Origin of the sequence: Sphingopyxis sp. GW247-27LB (assembly GCF_002277025.1) — a bacterium.
Taxonomy (GTDB): Bacteria; Pseudomonadota; Alphaproteobacteria; order Sphingomonadales; family Sphingomonadaceae; genus Sphingopyxis.
The window spans coordinates 48,583-70,583 of sequence record NZ_NIWD01000015.1; the positions used below are offsets into that span (position 1 = coordinate 48,583).

The window sequence follows — 22,001 nt, forward strand, 5'->3', positions numbered from 1 at the left end:
GCTATTGGGGGATGCTCCACCCTCAATCGTCATTGCGAGCAAAGCGAAGCAATCCAGAGTAGGCGTATACCACCCTGGATTGCTTCGCTTCGCTCGCAATGACGGCTATCCGATCCTACGCCGGCTGCTGCCAGCCGCCGCCGAGCGCAAGGAAGAGCGCGACCAGATAGGTCGACCGCTGCTGCTCCGACTGGGCGATGCTCGCCTGGATCTGGGCGAGCGAGCGTTCGGCGTCGAGCACGACCTGAAAATTCTCGCGCCCCGCCTGATAGCGCAGCCGCGCGATGCGCGCCGCTTCGCCCGCCTCGTCCGCCGCGCGGCGCAGTGCCGCGAGCCGGTCGAGCTCGCCCGCATAGGCGGCGAGCGCGCTCTCGGTTTCCTGCAGCGCCGACAGCCAGGCCCCGTCGAACGTCGCGAGCGCCGCGTCGGCGCCGGCTTCGGCCTGCTTCAGCCGCGCGCGCGACACCGCCACGTTCGGGAAATTCCACGAAATGAGCGGGCCGAGCGAGAAACGGAAGCCGTCGGACTTGCCGAGCCCCGAGATCGACGCCGCGCTCGCCCCGATCGAGCCGCCGAGGCTGATGCTGGGATAAAGATCCGCGGTCGCGACATTGACCCGCGCCGCCGACGCCGCGAGTTCGCGCTCGGCGCGGCGGATGTCGGGGCGTCGCACGAGGAGCGATGCGCCGTCGCCGACCGGGATCGGCCGGTCGAGCGCGGGCGGCGCCTGGCATTGCAGCACGACCTGCGGCGCCTCGGCGGGCGGCTTGCCCGTCAGCACCGCGAGCCGGTAGAGCGCCGCCGATCGCTGCGCCTCGATCGTCGGCAGCGTCGCGCGCGTCTGCTCGAGCAGCGCCCCCGCCTGCCCGGTTTCGAGCCGCGTCGCGCGGCCGCCCTCGAACAGGCGGCGCGTCAGGTCGAAGGTCTGCTCCTGAATGCGCAACGTTTCCTGCGCGACCGCGAGCTGGCGATTATACGAACAGACGTCGGAATAGGCGCGCGTCGTTTCGGCGGCGACAGTGATGCGCGTCAGGTCGAACGCCGCCTGCACCGCCTCGGCATCGGCGCGGCTCGCCCGGATCGCGCTTTCGACGCGCCCGAACAGATCGACCTGATAGCCGACGTCGAGCCCGACATCATAGCTTTCGCCTTCGACCGGTCCGACGCCGGTCACGCTCCCCGGCTGGCGCGCATAGGTGCCGCTGGCGCCGATGCTGGTCGTCGGCAGGCGCCCGGCCTGCGATTCCTTCAGCACCGCGCGCGCCTGCGCCAGATTGGCGGCGGCGACACGCAGGTCGGTGTTCGCGGCGAGCGCCTGCTCGACCAGCGCATCGAGCGTCGGGTCGGCGAACAGGCTCCACCATTCGCCTGGCGGCTGGTCGCCGGTGAAGGCCGGCGACTTGCCGCCCTCTACAAAGGGCGCCTGCGACGGCGCGGCGGGTGCCGGCGAGTGATAGGCGGGGCCGACGGCGCAGCCCGAGAGCGCGAGCGCGCCGGTGGCGGCGAGGAAAATCGAACGCGTCATCATTGCGCCTCCAGCGGCGTTTCGCCGCCCTCTTTGTGGCCCCGGCGCTTCGCCCACGCCTTCGCCCGATCCCCGATTCCGCGGCAGACGACATAGAAGACGGGGGTGAAGATCAACCCGAAGACGGTCACCCCGAGCATGCCGAAGGTCACCGCGGTGCCCAGCGCCTGGCGCATCTCCTGACCCGGCCCCGTCGCGATCGCGAGCGGCAGCACGCCGAAGATGAAGGCGAAGCTGGTCATCAGGATCGGGCGCAGGCGCGATTGCGCCGCGTGGACCGCGGCCTCCATCGTGCTCATCCCCTCTTCCTCTTCGCCCTGCTTGGCGAATTCGACGATCAGGATCGCGTTCTTCGCAGCGAGCGCGATCAGCACGACGAGCCCGACTTGCGTGAGGATGTTGTTGTCCATCCCGCGCAGATTGACCCCGATCATCGCCGCGAGAATGCACATCGGCACGATCAGGATCACCGCGAGCGGCAGCGGCAGCGATTCATATTGCGCCGCGAGGACGAGGAACACGAACACCACCGCGAGCAGGAAGATCAGCACCGCGCTGCTCCCCGCTGCCTGCTCCTGATAGGCGAGCCCCGTCCATTCATAGGCGAAGCCCTCGGGCAGCGTCTTCGCCGCCAGCCCTTCCATCACGGTGAGCGCCGCGCCCGAGGAGACGCCGGGTGCCGCCTGCCCCTGCAGTTCGACTGCGGGGAACAGATTGTAGCGCACGACGCGCGTTGGCCCGCTGTCGTTGCGGAAAGTCGCGACCGACGACAGCGGCACCATCTCGCCCGACGACGAGCGCACCTGGAGCCGCCCGACATCCTCGATGGTGGCGCGCGACGTCGGTTCGGCCTGCGCGGTCACGCGGAAGGTGCGGCCGAGGAAGTTGAAGTCGTTGACATAGGTCGAGGCGAGATAGGTGCCGAGCGCGGCATAGACCTGGCTCGGATCGACCCCGAGGATCTGCGCCTTGTCGCGATCGACGTCGGCGAAGATGCGCGGGCTGCCGGTATTGAACAGCGAGAAGACCTGCTGCACCTGATCATTCTGCGCCGCCGCGCCCATCATCGCGCCGGTCGCCTGTTCGAGCTCGTGATAGCTTTCACCGCCGCGCGCCTGAATCATCATCGTGAAGCCGTTGCCGTTGCCGAGCCCCTGCACCGCGGGCGGCGCGATGACGAAGGCATTGGCTTCGGGGAGCGCCGCCGCGAGCGCGCCCGAAAGCTGGCCCGACAGCGCGGTCGCGCTCAATTCCTTGCCGCGTTCGTCCCAATCCTTGAGGCGGATGAACATCGTCCCGGCGTTCGACGCGGTCGAGAAGCTCGACCCGTCGAGACCCGCGAAGGTCGCGATGCTGTCGACCCCGTCGATGCCCGACACCGTCTGCTGCGCGCGCGTCAGCACCTCGCTCGTGCGGTCGAGCGACGCGCCCGGCGGCAGCTGGACGACGCCGATCAGCACGCCCTGGTCCTGGTCGGGGATGAAGCCCGTCGGCGTGTCGGTCAGGCGCCAGCCGGTGAGCGCCAGAAGCACCGCATAGATTGCGAGCATCAGCCCGGTCTTGCGCACCAGCTTGGCCGTCGTCTGGCCATAGCGTTCCGACAGCTTGTCGAAGCCCTCATTGAACTTGTCCGCGACACGGCGGCCAAAGCGCATCACCCGGTTCTTCGGTTCTTCGTGATGCCCTTCCTGATGCGGCTTCAACAGCAGCGCCGCCATCGCGGGCGACAGTGTCAGCGAGGTCAGCAGCGAAAAGACCGTGGCCGCGGCGATCGTCACCGCGAACTGCTGATAGAAGATGCCCGGAATGCCCGGCACGAAGGCGGTCGGCACGAACACCGCGACGAGCACGAGGCCGATCGCGATCAGCGCTCCCGACACCTCGTCCATCGTACGGTGCGCCGCCTCGCGCGGGCTGAGCCCGGCGCGCACATGCTTTTCGACCGCCTCGACCACGACGATCGCGTCGTCGACCACGATCCCGACCGCGAGGACGAGCGCGAAGAGCGACAGCGAGTTGATCGAGAAGCCGAGCGCGAGCTGCACCGCGAAGGTGCCGACGAGCGCCACCGGGATCGCGACGATCGGGATGATCGCGGCGCGCCACGTTTGGAGGAAGACGAGCACGACGAGCACGACGAGCACCAGCGCCTCGACCAATGTTTCCTGCACCGCCGTGACCGACGCCTGGACATATTCGGTCGGATTGAACGGAATCTGATATTCGAGGCCCGGCGGGAAATCCTTCGAGGCCGCTTCGACCTCCTTGAGCACGAGACCCGCGGCGTCGAGCGCGTTGGCGCCGGGTTGCTGGATGACGGCCATGCCGACCCCCTCCTGCCCGTTGAACACGCCGCGCACGCCATAGTCCTGGCTGCCGAGCTCGACCCGCGCGACATCCTTCAGCCGCGTGATCGCGCCATTCTGCGTATCGGTCTTGATCACGACGTTCGAAAATTGCTCGGGCGTGATGAGGCGCCCGGGCACCTCGACCGGCAGTTCGAACGCCGGATTGCCCTTGCCATAGGGCGGCGCACCGACCGAGCCGCCGGCGACCTGGACGTTCTGGCTCTGCAATGCCGAGACGATCTCGGTCGCGGTCAGGTTGCGCGCCGCCGCCTTGTCGGGGTCGATCCACACGCGCATCGAATAATAGCCGCCGCCGAAAATCTGCACCCCGCCGACGCCTTCGAGGCGCAGCAGCCGGTCGCGCAGCGTCGAATTGGCATAGTTGCCGACATAGTCGGTATCGATCGCGGGATCGGTCGAGGTCAGCGCGACGATCATCAGGAAGCCGGTTTCCTGCTTGTTCACCTGCACGCCGATCTGGCGCACCTGTTCGGGCAGGCGCGGCTCGGCGAGCGCGACGCGGTTCTGCACGAGCACCTGCGCGGCATCGAGGTCGGTGCCCGGCTGGAAGGTCACGGTGATCTGCGCTGCGCCCTGCGTCGACGACGACTGGATATAGAGCATATTCTCGACGCCGTTGATCTCCTGCTCCAGCGTCGACGCCACCGTCTCGGCGATCGTATCGGGCGATGCGCCGGGATAGGCGGCCGTGATGCTGATCGTCGGCGGGGCGATCTCCGGATATTGGGCGAGCGGGAGCTGCGGGTATGCAAAAGCCCCGATCAGCGTGATGAAGATCGCGATGACCGCCGCGAAGATCGGACGGTCGACGAAGAAGCGGCTGAATTTCACTGGGCGGCGCCCTTCGCGGGAGCGGCCTTCGCCGCGGGCGCGGCGGCCTTGCCCTTGCCGGTCACGACCTTGCCGTTCGGCAGGATGCGGCCGGCCTCGACCTTCGCGGGCTTGCCCGGCATCGCGCGCTGGATGCCGTTGACGATCACGCGGTCCTTGGCGGTCAGGCCGGTGCGCACGACGCGCAGCCCGTCGACGACGGGGCCGAGCGTGACCGGGCGCGCCTGCACGACGTCCTTGGGACCGATCACATAGACGATGCGGCGCGCGGCATCGGTGACGATCGCGGTGTCGGGGACGAGGATCGCGTCACGCGGCGCCGAGGCCGCGAGCTGAAGCTGGCCGAACAGGCCGGGACGCAGCTTGCCGTCGGCATTGGGGACGACCGCGCGCACGGTGATCGTGCCCGACCCGGTGCTGAGCGCATTGTCGACGAAGTCGATCTTGCCCGTGCGCGTATAATCCTCTTCGCCCTGCAGGCGGATGCGCACCGGCGAGCCTTCGAGCGTATCGCCCTGCCGCTCATAGTTCAGCAGGCTCGCCTCCGAGCCCTGGAAGCTGAAGTGCAAGGGGTTGGTCGACACAACCGTCGTCAGCACCGTCTGGTCGGCGGTGACGGCGTTGCCCGGGTCGACGAGGCGCTGCGACACGCGGCCCGAGATCGGCGCGGTGACGCGGGTGAAGCCGACGTTGAGTTCGGCGGCGCGGATCGCGGCGCGATTGGCGGCGACATCGGCCTCGCCGGTGCGGACCGCGGCGCGGCGCTGTTCGACCTCTTCCCGGCTTGCCGCCTGCGACGCGGCGAGCGTTTCCGAGCGCGCGAGTTCGGTGCGCGCATTGGCGAGCGTCGCCTGCGCGCGGGCGAGTTGCGCCCGCGCCTGGTCGAGCGCCGCCTGCGACGGACGCGCATCGATGGTGAACAAGAGCTGCCCCGCCTTCACATATTGGCCGTCGGTGAAATGTGAGCGCGTCAGATAGCCCGACGCGCGCGGACGCACATCGACACTCTGGACCGCTTCGAACCGGCCGACATAATCATCCCATTCGGTGACCGGCTTCACCAGCGGATTCGCGGCCGTGACCGGCAAGGCCGGCGGCCCGCCGGCGCCCGAATCCCCGCCCGAGCAGGCGGCGAGCAGCATCGAAAAAAGGAGCAAGGGCGCGAGGAGAGAGCGCTTGGGCATAGTGATTGTCTTTTCTGTCTGGACGGTTCGGCATCGCGCGGCAGGGAGGGGGAGGCGCAGCGCGATGCCGGAGGAGTGAACTAATTCGGGATATCCAACAAGTCAACAGGTGTTGATTTATTTCTCAGCCGCGATAATAGGGCACCATGTCGAGGACCACGACCATCCCCACGGGAATCAAGAAACGCGACGCGATCGCGACCCGCGCCGCGATATTGTCGGCGGCGCGCCAGCGTTTCCTGCGCGAAAGCTACGACAGCGTCGGGCTGCGCGATATCGCGGGCGACGCGGGGGTCGATGTCGCGCTGATCAGTCGCTATTTCGGCGGCAAGGAAGGGTTGTTTCGCGACGTTCTTCTTCACGACAAGGACGAAGGCCTGCTCCGCCAGCCGCTGACCGCGGCCGAACTGCCCGCCTATCTCGCGCAGCTCGTGATCGAGGACGGCGACGAGGACCGGCAGCATCGCATGGAAATGTTCATCGTCATGCTGCGCTCGGCCTCTTCGCCCAAGGCCGGCGAGGTCATCCGCGATCTCGTCCACCTCGACGTGCTCGGCCCGCTCGCGGAGATCATCGGCGACGAGCATGCCGAGCTGCGCGCGAACATGCTGCTCGCGATCCTGATGGGGATCGGCGTGCTGCGCACGATCATGAAGGTCGACGCCCTCGACGGCTCCCCTGCCCAGCGCGCCGAATGCGAATATCGCTTCCGCTGCCTGTTCGAAGCCGCGCTGACCTGCTGAGCGTAGGCACCCAGTCGCAGGCTTGCCGGACCGCGGCAGCCGGTCTAGGCGCAATGACGTGAGTCCCGACAAGCCTTCCGCTCCTTCCTCGCTCGCCCCCTTCCGCTTTCCTGCCTTTCGCGCGATCTGGATCGCCAATCTCGCGTCGAACACGGGCTCGACGATCCAAGCGGTCGGGGCCGCCTGGTTGATGACGGAGCTAACACCGTCGCACCTTTATATCGCATTGGTGCAGGCGAGCGCCACCATCCCGATCATGCTGCTCGGCATTTTCGCGGGCGCGATCGCCGACAATTTCGACCGGCGGCGCGTGATGCTCGCCGCGCAGAGCGGGATGCTGGTCGTCTCGGCGCTGCTCGCCCTCGCGACATGGATCGGCGCGATCGACCCGATCCTCCTTCTCTGCTTCACTCTCGCGGTCGGCTGCGGAACGGCGCTCAACGCGCCCGCCTGGCAGGCATCTGTGCGGCTGCAGGTCGGGCATGAGCATCTGCCGCAGGCGATCGCGCTCAACACCATCGCCTTCAACCTCGCGCGCAGCGTCGGCCCCGCGCTCGGCGGCTTGCTGATCTCGCTGACCGGCCCCGCGCTCGGCTTCGGGCTCAATGCGCTGAGCTATGTCGCGCTGATCATCGTGCTGCTGCGCTGGCACCCGGAGGTCACGCCGCCGAAACGCTCCCCGATGCTGTCGGCGATCGCCACAGGGCTTCGCTTCTGCACGCAGTCGGACCCGGTGCGCCGGGTGTTGGTGCGCGGTTTCGCCTTCGGGCTCGGGGCGGCAGGGTTTCAGGCGCTGCTGCCGTCGATCGTCCGCGATCAGCTCGCGGGCGACGAACTCGTCTATGGCCTGTGCCTCGCAGGCTTCGGCGCCGGGTCGATCTTCGCGGCGCTCTGGGTCGGCAAGGCGCGTCACCGCTGGGGTAGCGACACGCTGGTCGGCGGCGCGGCGCTGATGTTCGCCGCCGCGATGATCGCCGTCGCGCTGTCGCACAGCCTGCCGCCCGTCCTCGCTGCCGCCTTCGTCGCCGGGATGTGCTGGGTGGCGACGATGACCACGCTCAACGTCGCGATGCAGCTCCGCTCGCCCGAGGCGATCCTCGGGCGCTGCCTGTCGATCTATCAGGCGGTGACCTTCGGGGGCATGGCGCTCGGCGCCTGGCTGCTCGGCGTGATCGCCGACGTGTGGACTCTCCCCGCCGCGATTCTGGTCGCCGCCGGCTGGCTCGTCCTGTCATCCGCCGCATTACGCTTTGTCGCGCCGATGCCGAGGCGCGACGAGGGGCGGGTCATTCCCTGAGCATGGTTTCGGTGGCTCGACCACCTGGGCCATCGGATCGCGATCATGGCCGCCCGATCGTGTCCGGACACGATCGGGCGGCAGACCAGTTGCCGCGTCGGGCGAGCTCCGGCCGGTGGGTTAGAAGCCGAAAGCCACCCCGACGCGCCCGCCAGTCGATCCCTTGACGGTCGAGCCCGCGATGCCGCCGCTGACATAGACGCGGGGCGTCAGGCGGATGACGGCGGCGCCCGAGAAGCCCTGCTCGCCGCGATAGGTCGCGAGGTTGAACGAGACGGAGACGGTGCTGTCGGGGACGATTATCGTCCCGCCCATCGCCATCGCCGTCGCGATCCCGCCGTTCGCCTGCCGCGCGTGCCGTTCGAGCACCGTCGTCCGCGCGTCGAGCGCCGCCGACTGCTGCTCGAGCAGGTCGACCCGTCCCCCGAGCCCGCCCAGTTCCGCGATGTCGAGTGCCGTGGTGCCGATATTGCCCGCGGCATCGGTCGTCAGCAGATGCAGCGCCCCGCTCTGCGCCGCATTGCTGGCGGAGGAAGCAACCCCGGCGAGCGTATAGGTGCTTCCCGAATTGCCGAGCGCCACCTGGTTCGCGCGATCCGCGACGGCTCCGTCGCCGATCGCCACGGCGCCATCGCCGGTGGCGCTGCTGCCGTTGCCGAGCGCGATCGCGGCGTTGCCCGTGGCGACGTTGAGATTGCCAATCGCGAGCGCGCCGGTGCCGGTCGCGCTATTGTCGGCACCCACCGCGACCGCGCCGGTGCCGGTCGCGAGATTGGGATCGCCGATCGCCACCGCGCCATTGCCCGAGGCGACATTGCCCAGGCCCATGGCAACGGCCGCGCCATCCGTCGCCTGCGCGCCGGTGCCGATCGCGATCGAATGATCGCCCCCGGCGCTGGCGCCGGCGCCGAGCGAAACCGCGTTCGCGCCGGCGGCATCGCCCGATCCATTGAATCCCAGGACATCGATCCGGGCAATCGCCTCGTCCGCGGTGACCTGCGCCGCCGCCGCTTCGGAACGCGCCGTGTCAGCGGTTTGCTGCGCGGTCGCCGCCTCGGTGCGGGCGCTGTCGGCTGTCTGCTGCGCCGCCGCGGTCGCGGTGCCGTTGGCCTGGCCGGTGGCAAGCGCCTGGTCTGCGGTGTCCTGCGCCGTCTGGGCGCTCTGGACCGCCGTATCGGCGGTCACCTGCGCCGTCGCCGCTTCGCTGCGCGCCGTGTCGGCGGTATCCTGCGCAGCCTGCGCGCTCTGGGCCGCTGCATCCGCAGTCTGCTGCGCCCCTCCGGCTGCGGTCAGTGCCTGATCGGCGGTATCCTGTGCCGCCGCCGCATCGTCGAGCGCCTGATCGGCGCTATTCTGCGCCGTCTGCGCGGTCTGGATCGCCGTATCGGCGGTCTGCTGCGCCCCGCTCGCCGCCGTCAACGCCTGGTCGGCCGTATCTTGCGCCGTTGCCGCATGACCGAGCGCCGTGTCGGCGGTATCTTGTGCCGCCTGCGCGCTCTGCACCGCTGCATCCGCAGTCTGCTGCGCCCCTCCGGCTGCGGTCAGTGCCTGATCGGCGGTATCCTGCGCCGTCGCGGCATTGCCCAGCGCCAGGTCGGCCGTATTCTGCGCCGTCTGCGCGGTCTGGATCGCCGTGTCGGCGGTCTGCTGCGCCCCGCTCGCTGCGGTCAGCGCCTGGTCAGCGGTGCCCTGCGCCGTTGCCGCATGGCCGAGGGCCAAGTCGGCGGTATTCTGCGCAGTCTGTGCGTTCTGGATTGCCGTGTCGGCGGTGCCCTGCGCGGTCGCCGCGTTCTGGAGCGCCAGGTCCGCCGTGCCTTGCGCAGCCTGCGCATTCTGAATCGCGGTATCGGCCGTCGTCTGCGCGCCGCCCGCCGCGGTCAGCGCCTGTCCTGCGATGCCCTGCGCCGTCGCTGCATTGCCAAGCGCCAGGTCGGCGGTATTCTGCGCCGTCTGCGCATTTTGCACCGCGACATCGGCCGTCGTCTGCGCCCCGTTCGCCGTTGTCAGCGCCTGGTCGGCAATGCCGGCCACCTCGTTCAATTGACCGAGATTGACCGCATCGTTTCCTTCGGTGCCGTTGGCGACATGGATAATCTGACGCGGCGTGTCGGCCGATCCGACCGATACCGCATAGTCCCGGTCTCCAACCGCGCCGAAACCGATCGCCGTGGCACCCCTTGCGATCGCAGCCGCATCCACGCCGAATGCGGCGCTGTATTGACCCGTCGCGATAACGCCGTTCCCGACGGCGACCGCCGACTCGCCCGTCGCAATCGTCGTTTCCCCGGCCTCGAAACCGGCAACCAGGTCGATCGGTGTGTTGTTCCGGTTGTTGTCATACCAGCCGCCGATGGCAAGGCTGCCGTCGCCCGTCGCAGCGGCCCCAAAGCCCATCGCCGAACTATTCAATGCGGATGCCGCCGAACGAAATCCAAACGCGCTGCTTAAGGTGCCGCTCGCTATGTTCAACCGCCCGAAGGCATTGCTGGCTTCGCCGCTTGCCGTATTCTGGTATCCGAACGCGCTGCCGCCATCGTTCAGGACACTGTTCCGGTAACCAACAGCAGAGCCCCCGACCCCGGTCACGAGGTTCTGGTAACCGATTGCACTGGCCAGTCCGCTCGTAATCTTGTTGTCCTTGCCAAACGCATTGGACGCACCCGAGATAATGCTGCCTTCGATGACCTGATTATTGATCCCAACCGCGACGCTGCGTTCGACGGTGACTTCATTGTTGACGCCGAACGAGGAACTCGATTCCCCATCGACCATGTTGCTCGATCCGACCGCAACAGCCAGATCGCCGTTGGCCGAATTGCGCGTTCCGACCGCCGAACTATATTGGCCCGAGGCGTTGTTGCCTGTGCCGATGGCGGTGCCGCCGTCACCGCTGGCGACGCTTTGCGAGCCGATGGCGGTGCTGTCATTGCCGGTGGCGCTGCTCGATGTGCCGATCGCGGTGGCGCGGAGCGCGTTGCCGGTGGTGGCGCCCGTCCCGCAGGCCAGCGAGTCATCGACGGTCGCGGCGCCGGCGGCGAACAGCTTTGGTGCAAATTCGAGGACGTGGCCGGGGCCACCACCGCCCGGCGGGGGTGTGGGCGTTGGTGTGGGCGTCGGTGTCGGAGCGGGTGCCGGCGCGGGCAGCAGGACGTGGCAATCGGCCGGATTGCTGCTGAAATCCGTGGGCGCCGGCGTGGGCGTCGGCGTCGGGCATTCCGCCCCCTTTGTAAGGATGTCGCCATTGCATATGACGAAATCTTCCGGCCCGATGTCGGGCACCGAAATATCGCGCGCTGCATCTGCCGCATTCTCGGCGTTTAGCTTTTCCAATGCCAGCCCGCTTTGAGCCTGAGCGATCGAGGGCGCAGCCAGCGAGCCAATGGCAAGCGCGCTCGCCGCGCATCTGCGAAGCAAGAGTGCGCGGGTGCCGGCCTTCAGCCCGGCCGACTGCCCGATTGCCGTTACCATCATGGTCATATCGTCCCCCTTTTGTCCGCGCTCCTGCCTCAAGGCGCGCTTGGAATGACGGCATGCCACGACATAAAGCCAAGGGGTTAGGCGGGCTGTCTCACCCGTTCGGCCAGACGTCTCACGATCAATTGACCCGTCCAGCGAACGGCATTAGCTTACCACGCCGAGGGGGATAGTTCGTGGGGGAGGAACGCCACTCGCACTGGCACGGGACGCGCTTCATGCGCGTGACGACCGAAGCCGCGCGGGCCAGCGAACGCTTCGACTTCTGGCATTCGCTGTTCCCGCACATCGAGATGCGGCGCACCACCGGCGAAGGGGGCTATGGCGCCGCGGCGCTCGCTTGCGCCGGCGACGACGGCATCGCCTTTACCGACCTGGTCTGCGCGCCCACCGCCTCGCGCTTTTTCGACGGCCGGGTCGACCATATGCAGCTTTGCGCCGTCGCGGAGGGCCAGTTCGGGGTCGCGCATGGGAAGGACGAGCGCGTGTGGCTCGGTCCCGGCGGCGGGCTGCAACTGCTCGATTGCCACCGCGCGGCGCAGACCCATTCCGAAGCCAGTTACCGCGCCTATCACATCACGCTGCCGCGCGCCGCCGTCTATCGCGCGATGGGCGGCGATCCGATCGCCGGAACCGGCGCGCTGCGCACCCTGCCCGACACGCCGCTCGCCTTGCTGCTCAAGGATCAGCTCGGCGCGCTCGCTCGCCATGGCCCCGCCATGAGTCCCACCGAAGCGGCGGCGGCGATGAAACTGCTCAGCGGCCTCGCCCTCACCTATCTCCAGGGTTTCAGCATCGCCGCCCCCGATGTCGGAAAGCGCCTCGGCGAGGCGCAATTCGCCAGCGCCTGCCGGCTGATCGAGGCGCGGTGCGGCGATGCGGGGCTGACCGCAGAGGCCGTCGCGCGGGCAGTCGGCTGCTCGCGCGCCAGCCTCTACCGGCTGTTCGACCAGCGCGGCCTGTCGGTCGCCGAGCATGTTCGCGCCGTCCGCCTCAATCATGGCCGCGCGCTGCTGCGCGATCCCCGGCTCGGCATCGGCGATATCGCCCTGCGCTGCGGCTATGACGATCTGTCCGCCTTCGGCAAGGCGTTTCGCCGCCGCTTCGGCATGACGCCGCGCGACTGGCGGATGACCGTGCTGCCGTTGGAGAGCGCCGGCCAGCGATAGCCCTCGGACGATTTCAGCTCGTCGCCGGGGGCCCCGAAACTTCGGCTAGGCTTCGCGCATATCCGCGGAACCCCAGCGTCAGAATTATGGCCGCCAGCGGCAGCGCCACCGCCATGACGAGCGCCATCGAATAGCGCAGCATCGCGTCGTTCGCGAACAGATGGTCGGTCAGCAGCGCCATCAGCATCGGCCCGAAACCGAGCCCCGTCAGATTGACGATGAAGAAATAGATCGCGGTCATCCGCGCGCGATATTCGTTCGGCGTGATCAGCTGCAGCGCGACGGTTCCGACCCCGTGCATGGTGAGCAGCGGAAAGGCGAGCGCCAGCATCACGAACGCCCAGCCCGGGGTGGGCATCAATGTCGTCGCGAGCAGCAGCGGCCCGCCAAGCAGCATCGACAGGCGCATCACGCGCAGATGGGCATCGGCGACGCCGCGGCCGAACAAGCGGTCGGTGAGCGATCCGCCCATGACGAGTCCCGCCGCGCCGCCGATCGCCATGATCAGCCCGAACCACAGCCCCGCATCGGTGATCGCCATCCCATAGCTGCGCGCGAAGAAGGTGGGAATCCAGGCGATCGCGCCATACATCACGATCCCGATCAGCGACATGCCGCCGAACAGCGCGGCAAAGGCGGCGCGATGGGCCCCGAGATGCGCGACGAGCCCCCTTCCCTGCCCTGGTTCGGCGGTCGCCACCGCTACCCCGCGCCCGCGGCGAAAGGGCTCGCGCACCGTCAGCAGCAGCAGGCAGAGCAGCAGCCCCGGCGCGCCGACCCAGACGAAGATCAGCCGCCACGCCTCGATCGGTCCCCAGAAGGGCAGTTCGACCATCGGCTGGGCCAGCACCGCCTGCACGACGAAGGCGCCGAGGATCAGCGCGATGCCCGATCCGAGCGGCACGCCGATCGAATAGACCGCCATCGCGCGCGCCAGCCGGTCGCGCGGGAAATAATCGCTCAGCATCGAATAGGCGGCGGGCGACAGCGTCGCCTCGCCTACTCCGACCCCGACGCGCGCAAGGAAAAGCGTGGCATAGCTACCCGCGAAGCCGCATCCGGCGGTCATCACGCTCCACACCGCCACCCCGACGGCGATCAGGTTGCGACGGCTGTAGCGATCGGCGATCCACGCGAGCGGCAGCCCGAGCAGCGTATAGAAGAGCGCGAAGGCGAGGCCGATGAGCAGGCTGACCTGGGTGTCGGAGATGTCGAGCGCGGCGCGAATCGGGGCGACGAGCAGCGTCAGGATCATGCGATCGACGAAGGACAGCGTATAGGCGAGAAGCAGGACGCCGACGACATACCAGCTATAGGCGGGACGCGGCCAGGGCGGGTTTCCCCCGATTTCTCTGCCCTCGGAGCCCATGGCCTCCTTCTCGTCAACCGCGGTCGCCATCGTCTCTCCCATTCTCTTTTTCGGCGGACAGCCCCTTGCGCGGGCCAGCCTCTCGCCATATACAATGCTTAATATACTTAGAAAGCTAAGTAAATATCTACCGGCGATCTTATGCGATCGCGGGCGCCAAGCAACAAGAACAACAGTCTGGGAGAGTGAAAATGGTCAGGAAAACACGCACGCCGTCCGTCCTCTTGCTGGCGGGTTCCGCCCTCGCCGCCATGCCCGGCGTGGCGCTCGCCCAGAACGCGCCCGAAGACGCCGCCGACAGCGGCGACATCATCGTCACCGCGCAGCGCCAGGAGCAACGGCTTCAGGACGTCCCGGTCTCGGTCACCGCCTTCGGTGCCGAGCAGCTTCGCGACAACAGCATCGAGACGGTGCAGGACATCGCGATCCGCACCCCCGGCCTTGCGGTCAGCGCGGTCGACCCGATCAACACCAACTTCTCGATGCGCGGCATCGGCAGCGCGCCGGGGATCAGCCAGAACGCCGGCGGCGACCCCTCGGTCGTCGTCTTCGTCGATGGTGTCTATGCGGGGCGCGGCGGCACCCCCGACCTCGACGCGCTCGACCTCGAACGCGTCGAGGTGCTGCGCGGCCCCCAAGGCACGCTGTTCGGCAAGAATGCGATCGGCGGCCTCGTCCAGTTCATCAGCCGCAAGCCGACCGACGAGGAAAGCTTCACGTTCGAGGGCACCTACGGCAATTACGATCGCGTCGGAGTGATCGCGCGCGGCAATATGCCGCTGACCGACAAGCTGTATCTGTCGGCCGGCCTCTCGCACAAGCAGCGCGACGGCTTCGAGTATAACGAAACGACGGGCAACCGCGTCAACGACCTCAACCTGACGACGGGCCGCGTGGCGCTCCGCTTCGTGCCGACCGATACGCTCGACATCATCCTGCGCGCCGACGTCTCGCACCAGGACCAGAAGGGCAATCCGCGTCACAATAATTGCGACACGAGTTTTCAGGGCGGCATCCACTGCGTCGGCATCAATCCCGATCCGCGCGTGGTGAACGCCTATATCGATGGCGAGGTGAAGCGGACGATCCAGACCTATTCGGGCGAGGTCAATCTCGAGCTGCCGTTCGGCACGCTGACCTCGCTCACCGCGCTGCGCAAGGTGAAGTTCAACTTCGTCACCCCCTTCTTCAGCAACCCGATCAACCCGCCCGCGCAGATCGAATCGACGAGCTTCGGCGAAGAGAACAACAGCCAGTTCAGCCAGGAACTGCGCCTGTCCTTCGACGCCTGGGGCGGCCGGCTGAAGGGCCAGACCGGCCTTTATTTCCTCAAGGAGAATAACGACCGCATCGAAGGGCAGATTCAGGATTTCCCGACCCCCGCGGGTTCGGGCACCGGCATCTATCCGCAGTCGGTCAACGCCCGCAGCTTCGCGGTCTTCGGCCAGGTCGATGTCGAGATCGTGCCGTCGCTGACCGCGACCCTCGGCGCGCGCATGACCTGGGAGCGCAAGAGCGGCCGCTTCGCCGGCTTCAAGGCCGACGACGGTCCGGGCCTGCCGCCGCCGCTGGGATCGCTCGACGGCTATGACGTGACCGGCAAGAAGAGCTGGAAGGCGTTCACCCCGCGCTTCGCGCTCAACTGGAAGGCGACCGACGACGTGCTGCTCTATGCCTCGGTCGCGCGCGGCTACAAGAGCGGCGGCTTCCAGGGGCTGTCGGGCACCGCGGAGGGCGCCTCGACCCCCTATGATCCCGAATTCGCCTGGGGCTATGAGGTGGGCGCGAAGACCGACTGGTTCGACCGCCGCCTGCGGCTCAACATCGCGGCGTTCCGCACCGACTATTCGGACCTCCAGATCTCGCAGCTCATCCCGCTGTGCTGCGTCGTCGTCAGCAACGCGGCGAAGGCGCGGATCAAGGGCGTCGAGGTCGAGGCGGTCGTCCGGCCATTCGAGGGCTTCCAGATCGACGGCAGCTACGCCTGGCTCGACGCCAAGTTCACCGAATATTCGATCCCGGGCCAGAATTACACGGGCAACCGGCTCCCGCGCTCGCCGAAGAACAAGTTCAACATCGGCGGCCAGTATGAAACCCCGCTCGGCGACCTCTCGGCGAAGCTCAGGGTCGATTACAGCTGGGTCGACGACGCCTATTTCGAGGCGTCGAACATTCCGCAGCAGCTTTGGCCCGCGCACGAAAACCTCGACGCGCGCCTGTCGCTCTCGGGTCCCGATGATCGCTGGGAACTGTCGCTGTGGGGCAAGAATCTGACTGACGAGCTGACGCCGACCTATGTCACCTATTTCGGCGCCTTCCGCCAGATCCTGACCCCTTATGCGCCACCGCGCACCTATGGCGCGACCATCGCGTTCAAGATCTGACTTGCCGGCGGCGGGATCGACGCCCGCCGCCGCACTATCGGCACGACGGAGAGTCCAACATGATCGAGCCCGGTTTTCGCTATCTCTGTTCCTATCGCGCGGCTTTCACCGAGCCGCAGCAACAGATCGGCAAGGCGCATTTCGGCCGCCGGATGATCGCCGCGCTGACCGGAGGCGAGGTCGAGGGCGAACGCCTCCGCGGCCGCGTGATGCCGAGCGGCGGCGACTGGGCGACGATCGACGACAATGACACGCTTCGCCTCGACGCGCGGATCACCTTCGAAACGCACGACGGCGCGCTGATCTATGTCTCCTACCGCGGCGTGCTACGGCCGCTGACCGTCGCGCACAAGCATGCCCGCAACGGCGGCCCGAAGACCGACGCCGAAAAACGCGAAATCTATTTCCGCACCACGCCGATGTTCGAGACGGGCGACGAGCGCTATCTGTGGCTCAACGATATCGTCGCGGTCGGGCTGGGCGCGAGCGTCGGCGGCGCGGTGCGCTACGACGTGTTCGAGATCACCTGAGCCCCCGCCACCGGCATCGGCCCGCTTCCCCGATATCGGGGTCTTCGCGCGCCAGATTCGCGATCATGCGTTGCATCAGGTCGCGCAGCGTCGCAGCCTCCTCGTCGGAAAAGCCGCGTGTCGCGAGCGACTGCACCTCTTCGGTCACCGGAAACAGGAGCCCCCGCAGCCGCCGGGCATGCGGCGTCAGGAACACCAATGTCTCGCGCCGATCGCGCGGGTTGACGCAGCGGCGCACCAACGAGGCCTCCTCAAGCCCGCGCAGCGCGACCGCGGTGGTCGCATCGCGCATCGCGAGCCGCCGGCTCAGTTCATGCTGGCTGATCCCGTCGCCGCGCCAGAGCTGGCGCAGGAAGGTCCACTGACCCGCCGAAATGCCGTGGTCGAGAGTGCGCGTTTCGCGGACCTGCGAAAAGGACCGGAATATCAGGCGGGCAAGATAGCCGAGGCTGTCCTCGAACGCCCAGTAATCGCCTTTCCGACCCGGTTGCGCCTTCGACAATCCTTCCCCCTAACGCCGTGCCACGTCCGCCACCGACCGCACCAGGTCGGCAAGCAACCCGCCCAGAAACGGATCCGAGAGCCGCCCTTCCTCGTCGAAGGCGCGATGAGCGTGCGGCACGCTGAGCTGTTCGGGCACGACGAGCGCCTGCACCGTCGTCAAGATATGCCGAAGCTGCGACAGGCCGCGCATGCCGCCAAAGGGGCTCGACGACGCCGACACGAGGCCGAACGCCTTGCGGCGGAAGGCGATATAGGCCTGCGGCGCCTCTCCGGCGCTCGGGCAGGAAATCCAGTCGAGCGCGTTCTTCAGCATCGCCGTCACCGATCCGTTGTGCTCGGGGCTGGCGATGATCACCGCGCCGTGCCGCTCGAACATCGTCTTGAGCGCCAGCGCCTCGGGCACCTCGTCGACCGACAGCGTTTCGGCACCGAACAGCGGCAGCCGATAGTCGGAGAGCGACAGCCGCGTCGCGCCGAGCCCCAGGCTGCGCGCCGCTTGCGACGCGCAGCCGATCAGCTTTTCATTGAGCGAGCCGCTGCGGATTCCTCCGGCCAGCAGCAACAGGTCCGGCTGCGCCATCGTGGCTCCCCTGCTCCTCCGTCATCAGAAATCGAGCGACAGCTGCACCGTCACCGTCCGCGGTGCCGCCACCATCGCCATGTGGCTGTCGCCGCCGAAGGTCGGCGTGCTGAACCCCTGGGTGGTCGTCACCTTGTCGGTCAGGTTGCGGCCGACGAGCGCGAGCTCCCACTTCCCGTCCTCGCGCCCCACCGCGAGGCGCGCATCATATTTGGTGAAGGCGGGCTGCGAGTTGAGCGGGTTCATGTCGGGCTGGAAGAAGGAGCGCGACTGATAATTGGCCGAGACGCGGGCGAGCGCATAGAGGCTGCTCGACACCGGATATTTGGCCTCGATAAAGCCGTTCGCGGTCCATTCGGGCGCGCGGACGAGCCGCGTTCCGGCAAGGTTGTTGGTCTGCGGCGTGCAGGTCGCGGGCGCATCGTAGAGGCAAGCGCCGCCCGGATAATCCTTGTAGTGCGCGTCGAGATAGCCAAGGCTGCCGCCGATCCGCCAATTGTCGCCGATCCCGATGTCGGTGTCGATCTCCACCCCCTGCGAAATCGCCGAGGCGGCGTTGCCGGTGATGAAGGCGGTACCGTTGTATTCGGACACCTGCAGATCGCTGAAATTGGTGCGGAACAGCGCGATGTTGAGCTGACCCTTGCCATCGAGGAAGCGGAACTTGCCGCCGATTTCCCATGACCTCGCGCGCTCGGAATCGAACTGGAAGGTCGCGAGGCCGTTCTGGATATTATAGAGAAGCAACGCATCGTTCGACACGAAACCCCCGCCCTTGGTCCCTGTCGCGTAGCTCAGATAGACATAGGCGTCGGGCGTGAATTCATAACGGGCGCGGAGCGAATAATCCCACAGATTTTCCTTGCGCGTCTCGGTGAGGTCGTAGGGCAGATAGGTCGGCGGGAACACCCCGTCGCTGAACGAGCGCGCACGGCCCTCGCGCTTTTCGTGCGAATAGCGCAGGCTGCCGCTGAGCATGATCTGCTCGGTCACCGGCACCTCGAGCGAGACGAAGGGCGACCAGCTATTGCCCGACTGATCGAACTGGCGCGTCGACAGCCCGTTGAGCGGCAGCGCGACGCCCGCGCTCGCCGCGTCGAACAGCGAGGCCTGCTGGATGTGCAGATTCGTGTCGATATAGGTGAGCCCCGCGATGAACGAGCCGCCATCGCCGATCTCGCGCTGCGCGCGCACTTCCTGGAACAGCGAGTTGGATTTTTCGGTGATGTCGGATTCGAGGAAGGTCAGCGGCCCGTCATAGTCGGAGTTCACCCCGCCATCGAGTTCCTGCCACGCGGTGACCGAGGTGACGGTCCAGTCGCCGACGTCGAGGTTCATCGTCAGCTGCGCCATCGTCGTCTTGGTGTTGTCATATTCGGGATTGATCGTCCGCGCGGCGCGGCGGAACGAGGGATATTCGGGCACATCCTCGCCCGAGTTGCGCACCGCATTGCACAGCGCGCAGCTCGCGCTCCCGATATTGTTGAACACCGTCGTGCCGCCATCGATCCGGTTCGACGAATGCTCGACCTTGACCAGCGCCTCGAAATTGTCGGTGGGCTCCCACAAGAGCTGGCCGCGGATCGCCTCATATTGCGACCCGTTTTCCTTCCGGCCGGTAATCGTGTTCTCCATATAATCGCCGATCGACCCCGCGCGACCGGTCAGCCGGACGCTGAGCGTGTCCGAGATCGGGCCCGACATCGCGCCTTCGAGGTTCCAGCCGCCGTGCTCGACCTCACCGCTCGCGCGGATGAAGCCTTCGAGCTCGCGCGTCGGACGCCGGGTGACGACGCTGATCGCGCCCGCATTGGTGTTCTTGCCGAACAGCGCTCCCTGCGGCCCGCGCACGACCTCGACGCGCTGCACGTCGAGCAGCGGATTCTGGAACGCCCGCGACCGGCTCAGATAGACGCCGTCGATGAACAGGCCGACCGATTGCTCGAACGACAGATTGCCGGTGCCGGCGCCAAGCCCGCGCATCGTGATCGCGAAATTGCCGTTGGTGCGGTCGATCTGGAGGTTGGGGACATTATCCTGGACATCGTCGAACAGCAGGATGCCCTGCTTCTCGATCTGGTCGCCGCTGACCACCGCAACCGAGATCGGCACCTCCTGCAGCGTCTGTTCGCGGCGCGTGGCGGTGACGATGATCGACTGATCGTCGCGCTCGCTCGCGCCATCGGACGCCGCCTCCTGCGCAAGCGCCGGCGTCCCCATCGCGAGCGCGACCGCGCTCCCGCAAAGCAATATCCCGATTTTCATAGTCCCTCTCCCAAGGTGAACGGGTCAGGCCAGGTGCAGCGTGCTATATTGTGCGGCCGGTCCCGGATATTCGGCGCCCTTGTCTTCACCGACCTCGGCTTCGATCAGCGCGTTGGTCTGGGCGTTCAGGCGTTCGATGAGCGATTTGTGGGCGTCCGGGCGCCAGGCGAGATTGTCGATCTCGTCGGGGTCGGCCACCGTGTCGTAGAGTTCGAGGTCGTTGTAGGCGACCAGGTCGTCCCAGCGCTTCGGAACATGATGCTGCGCGGGCGCGAAATAGCGCGCGAACTTGTAGCGGCCGTCGTGGACGCCGCGGTGCAGGCGGCGCAGCATCAGGTCGTTTTCGGGCAGCGGCTTGGTCTCAGTGACGCCGGGCGGCACGTCGGGGGCGTTCCATCCGTAGCGCACCGCATAGTTGAACAGGATACCCGCCTCGTCGCGGCTCGTCCGCGCGGCGGGCGAGGCGACCGCTGCCGACAGGTCGTGGCCCGCCAGCTTCGGCTGCATCGCGCGCCGCGCCGCGTCGTCGACGCCGGCGAACGCCAGCATGGTGGGCACGAGATCGACCGCGCTGCCCAGCGCATGGGTGGTGCGGCCCCCGGGGAGATCGGGATGCACGACGATCAGCGGCACGCCGACATCCTCCTTGTAGATGGTGCCGCCCTTCTGCCGCATCCCGTGCGCGCCCGCGCGCTCGCCATGGTCAGAGGTGAAGACGATGATCGTGTTATCGAGCTGTCCCGAGGCGGCGAGCGCGTCGAGCACCGTCTTCATGTGGCGGTCGGCGTCGCGGATGCAGTTGAGATAATAGTTGAGATTGCGCATCCACACCGCTTCGTCGCCGTGCGGCATGCGGCCGTAGAAGGCGCCCTCGCTCGCGTTGATCGCGGCGTGCGCGCGCGGCTTTCGCGACAGGTCGTCGGCATAGAAGCTGCGCGGCAGCGGAAAGCCCCAGTCGCGGTCGTAAAGGGGGTCGCCGGGCGCCGGCAGCAGCGGCGAGACGAGATTGGGGCGCAGGCGCGTCGCCTCCCCTTCCCCCGTCGCATCATAGAACATGATGTCGTGCGGATTGACGAAGTTGACCGCCATGAACCAGGGCGCCTCGTCATCGTCGTCTGCAAAGGCGCGGAGCCGGGTCACCGCCTCGGCCGCGGTGACGCCGTCATTCATGAAGCCTTCCCACGACAGGCCGACGCGCTCGCCGTCGAAATTATAGCTCGAAAAGCCGAAGGGTTCGAGAATGTCGCTGGTGTTCGGAAATATCCCGCCCGCGACGCCCCGGAAATTCAGCCCCGCGTTGAGGTTCGAGACGTGCCATTTGCCCTTGTAGACGGTGCGATAGCCTGCCTCGCGCAGCATCGTCCCGATCGTCGGAATATCGGGCTTGAGCTCGGGATGCGGCGGCGAATTGGGGTTCGCGTAGACGCCGGTATGCTGCGTGTGCAGCCCGGTGTAGATGCTCGAGCGCGAGGGGCCGCAGGGCGTCGTGTTGACATGGAAGCGGTCGAACGAGATGCCCCGCTCGCGCAGCCAGTCGTGCGCGGGGAGCGGTAGTCCCTCGGGAATGTCGGCGAGCGCGCGCTCCTGATCGTTGACCATGAAGAGGATATTGGGCCGCCCGCCACGCCGCTTTCCGGGCGCCCGCGCCGGAGCCTCGACCCCGGCCGCCTTGGTGCCGTTGGCCGCCACCAGCGCCGCCGCGCCGCCGGCCAGCAAGGTCCGCCGATCGATCTCTGCTTTGTCGCGCATCCCGTACCTCCCGACGCCGGTCAGCTTG

Annotated in this window: 14 protein-coding genes; 5 read left to right on the forward strand and 9 right to left on the reverse strand. The window is 67.4% G+C overall.

Translation table 11 applies throughout. The features are described 5' to 3' along the window. Window positions 1-115 precede the first annotated feature (115 nt). Genes CD928_RS19455 through CD928_RS19465 form a run of 3 tightly spaced genes read right to left on the reverse strand, consistent with a single transcriptional unit; the run spans window position 116 to window position 5,909 of the window. The gene (locus CD928_RS19455; protein ID WP_095389065.1) at window positions 116-1,525 is read right to left on the reverse strand and encodes an efflux transporter outer membrane subunit; all 1,410 of its coding nucleotides are present in this window, start codon (window positions 1,523-1,525) and stop codon (window positions 116-118) included. After that, on the reverse strand, window positions 1,525-4,725 hold the full coding sequence (locus tag CD928_RS19460) for an efflux RND transporter permease subunit (protein WP_095388759.1): 3,201 nt from the start codon (window positions 4,723-4,725) through the stop codon (window positions 1,525-1,527). The genes CD928_RS19455 and CD928_RS19460 overlap by 1 nt, the downstream gene beginning before the upstream one ends. Further along, complete coding sequence (locus CD928_RS19465; protein WP_095388760.1) at window positions 4,722-5,909, reverse strand: efflux RND transporter periplasmic adaptor subunit; 1,188 nt, start codon at window positions 5,907-5,909, stop codon at window positions 4,722-4,724. Before CD928_RS19465 ends, CD928_RS19460 begins: the two co-directional genes overlap by 4 nt. A 146-nt stretch (window positions 5,910-6,055) precedes the next feature. Between CD928_RS19465 and CD928_RS19470 the strand changes: the two genes are divergently transcribed. Both CD928_RS19470 and CD928_RS19475 read left to right on the forward strand, forming a co-directional pair. Further along, window positions 6,056-6,652, forward strand: coding sequence for a TetR/AcrR family transcriptional regulator (locus tag CD928_RS19470; RefSeq protein ID WP_095388761.1), 597 nt, complete (start codon window positions 6,056-6,058; stop codon window positions 6,650-6,652). A gap of 58 nt (window positions 6,653-6,710) precedes the next feature. After that, window positions 6,711-7,949, forward strand: coding sequence for an MFS transporter (locus CD928_RS19475; protein WP_095388762.1), 1,239 nt, complete (start codon window positions 6,711-6,713; stop codon window positions 7,947-7,949). Between the two features lie 120 nt (window positions 7,950-8,069). On the opposite strand, the gene CD928_RS19480 is transcribed toward CD928_RS19475, so the two are convergent. Continuing rightward, window positions 8,070-11,426 carry an S-layer family protein gene (locus CD928_RS19480; RefSeq protein WP_095388763.1) on the reverse strand — a complete coding sequence of 1,119 codons (3,357 nt, stop codon included), beginning with the start codon at window positions 11,424-11,426 and terminating at the stop codon, window positions 8,070-8,072. 215 nt (window positions 11,427-11,641) lie between these two features. On the opposite strand from CD928_RS19480, the gene CD928_RS19485 reads away from it, so the two are divergent. Further along, window positions 11,642-12,592, forward strand: a complete 951-nt coding sequence (locus tag CD928_RS19485; RefSeq protein WP_095388764.1) for an AraC family transcriptional regulator — start codon at window positions 11,642-11,644, stop codon at window positions 12,590-12,592. Between the two features lie 13 nt (window positions 12,593-12,605). Here the strand turns inward: CD928_RS19485 and CD928_RS19490 are convergent, their stop codons facing one another. Beyond that, a complete protein-coding gene (locus tag CD928_RS19490; protein ID WP_176473643.1) occupies window positions 12,606-13,991 on the reverse strand; it encodes an MFS transporter in 1,386 nt (461 codons plus the stop codon). A gap of 161 nt (window positions 13,992-14,152) precedes the next feature. Between CD928_RS19490 and CD928_RS19495 the strand changes: the two genes are divergently transcribed. Together CD928_RS19495 and CD928_RS19500 are read left to right on the forward strand one after the other, a co-directional pair. After that, window positions 14,153-16,345 carry a TonB-dependent receptor gene (locus tag CD928_RS19495; RefSeq protein ID WP_095388766.1) on the forward strand — a complete coding sequence of 731 codons (2,193 nt, stop codon included), beginning with the start codon at window positions 14,153-14,155 and terminating at the stop codon, window positions 16,343-16,345. Between the two features lie 59 nt (window positions 16,346-16,404). Next, window positions 16,405-16,875 carry a DUF3237 domain-containing protein gene (locus CD928_RS19500; RefSeq protein ID WP_095388767.1) on the forward strand — a complete coding sequence of 157 codons (471 nt, stop codon included), beginning with the start codon at window positions 16,405-16,407 and terminating at the stop codon, window positions 16,873-16,875. Here the strand turns inward: CD928_RS19500 and CD928_RS19505 are convergent. From CD928_RS19505 to CD928_RS19520, 4 genes are read right to left on the reverse strand one after another with little or no spacing between them, the layout of a single operon-like run. Beyond that, a complete protein-coding gene (locus tag CD928_RS19505) occupies window positions 16,868-17,377 on the reverse strand; it encodes a MarR family winged helix-turn-helix transcriptional regulator (protein WP_095388768.1) in 510 nt (169 codons plus the stop codon). The two genes, CD928_RS19500 and CD928_RS19505, sit on opposite strands and share 8 nt — an antisense overlap. Before the next feature lie 9 nt (window positions 17,378-17,386). Beyond that, complete coding sequence (locus CD928_RS19510; RefSeq protein WP_095388769.1) at window positions 17,387-17,959, reverse strand: NADPH-dependent FMN reductase; 573 nt, start codon at window positions 17,957-17,959, stop codon at window positions 17,387-17,389. 24 nt (window positions 17,960-17,983) lie between these two features. Then, a complete protein-coding gene (locus tag CD928_RS19515) occupies window positions 17,984-20,224 on the reverse strand; it encodes a TonB-dependent receptor (RefSeq protein ID WP_095388770.1) in 2,241 nt (746 codons plus the stop codon). A 24-nt stretch (window positions 20,225-20,248) separates the two neighbouring features. Further along, window positions 20,249-21,973 carry a sulfatase-like hydrolase/transferase gene (locus CD928_RS19520; protein ID WP_095388771.1) on the reverse strand — a complete coding sequence of 575 codons (1,725 nt, stop codon included), beginning with the start codon at window positions 21,971-21,973 and terminating at the stop codon, window positions 20,249-20,251. Window positions 21,974-22,001 lie beyond the last annotated feature (28 nt).

Bases quoted from the DNA above. Each gene is read 5' to 3' on its own strand.
- CD928_RS19455 (WP_095389065.1), bottom strand. From the start codon at position 1,525: ATGACGCGTTCGATTTTCCTCGCCGCCACCGGCGCGCTCGCGCTCTCG.
- CD928_RS19465 (WP_095388760.1), bottom strand. From the start codon at position 5,909: ATGCCCAAGCGCTCTCTCCTCGCGCCCTTGCTCCTTTTTTCGATGCTG.
- CD928_RS19470 (WP_095388761.1), top strand. From the start codon at position 6,056: ATGTCGAGGACCACGACCATCCCCACGGGAATCAAGAAACGCGACGCG.
- CD928_RS19480 (WP_095388763.1), bottom strand. From the start codon at position 11,426: ATGACCATGATGGTAACGGCAATCGGGCAGTCGGCCGGGCTGAAGGCC.
- CD928_RS19485 (WP_095388764.1), top strand. From the start codon at position 11,642: ATGCGCGTGACGACCGAAGCCGCGCGGGCCAGCGAACGCTTCGACTTC.
- CD928_RS19490 (WP_176473643.1), bottom strand. From the start codon at position 13,991: ATGGCGACCGCGGTTGACGAGAAGGAGGCCATGGGCTCCGAGGGCAGA.
- CD928_RS19495 (WP_095388766.1), top strand. From the start codon at position 14,153: ATGGTCAGGAAAACACGCACGCCGTCCGTCCTCTTGCTGGCGGGTTCC.
- CD928_RS19500 (WP_095388767.1), top strand. From the start codon at position 16,405: ATGATCGAGCCCGGTTTTCGCTATCTCTGTTCCTATCGCGCGGCTTTC.
- CD928_RS19510 (WP_095388769.1), bottom strand. From the start codon at position 17,959: ATGGCGCAGCCGGACCTGTTGCTGCTGGCCGGAGGAATCCGCAGCGGC.
- CD928_RS19515 (WP_095388770.1), bottom strand. From the start codon at position 20,224: ATGAAAATCGGGATATTGCTTTGCGGGAGCGCGGTCGCGCTCGCGATG.
- CD928_RS19520 (WP_095388771.1), bottom strand. From the start codon at position 21,973: ATGCGCGACAAAGCAGAGATCGATCGGCGGACCTTGCTGGCCGGCGGC.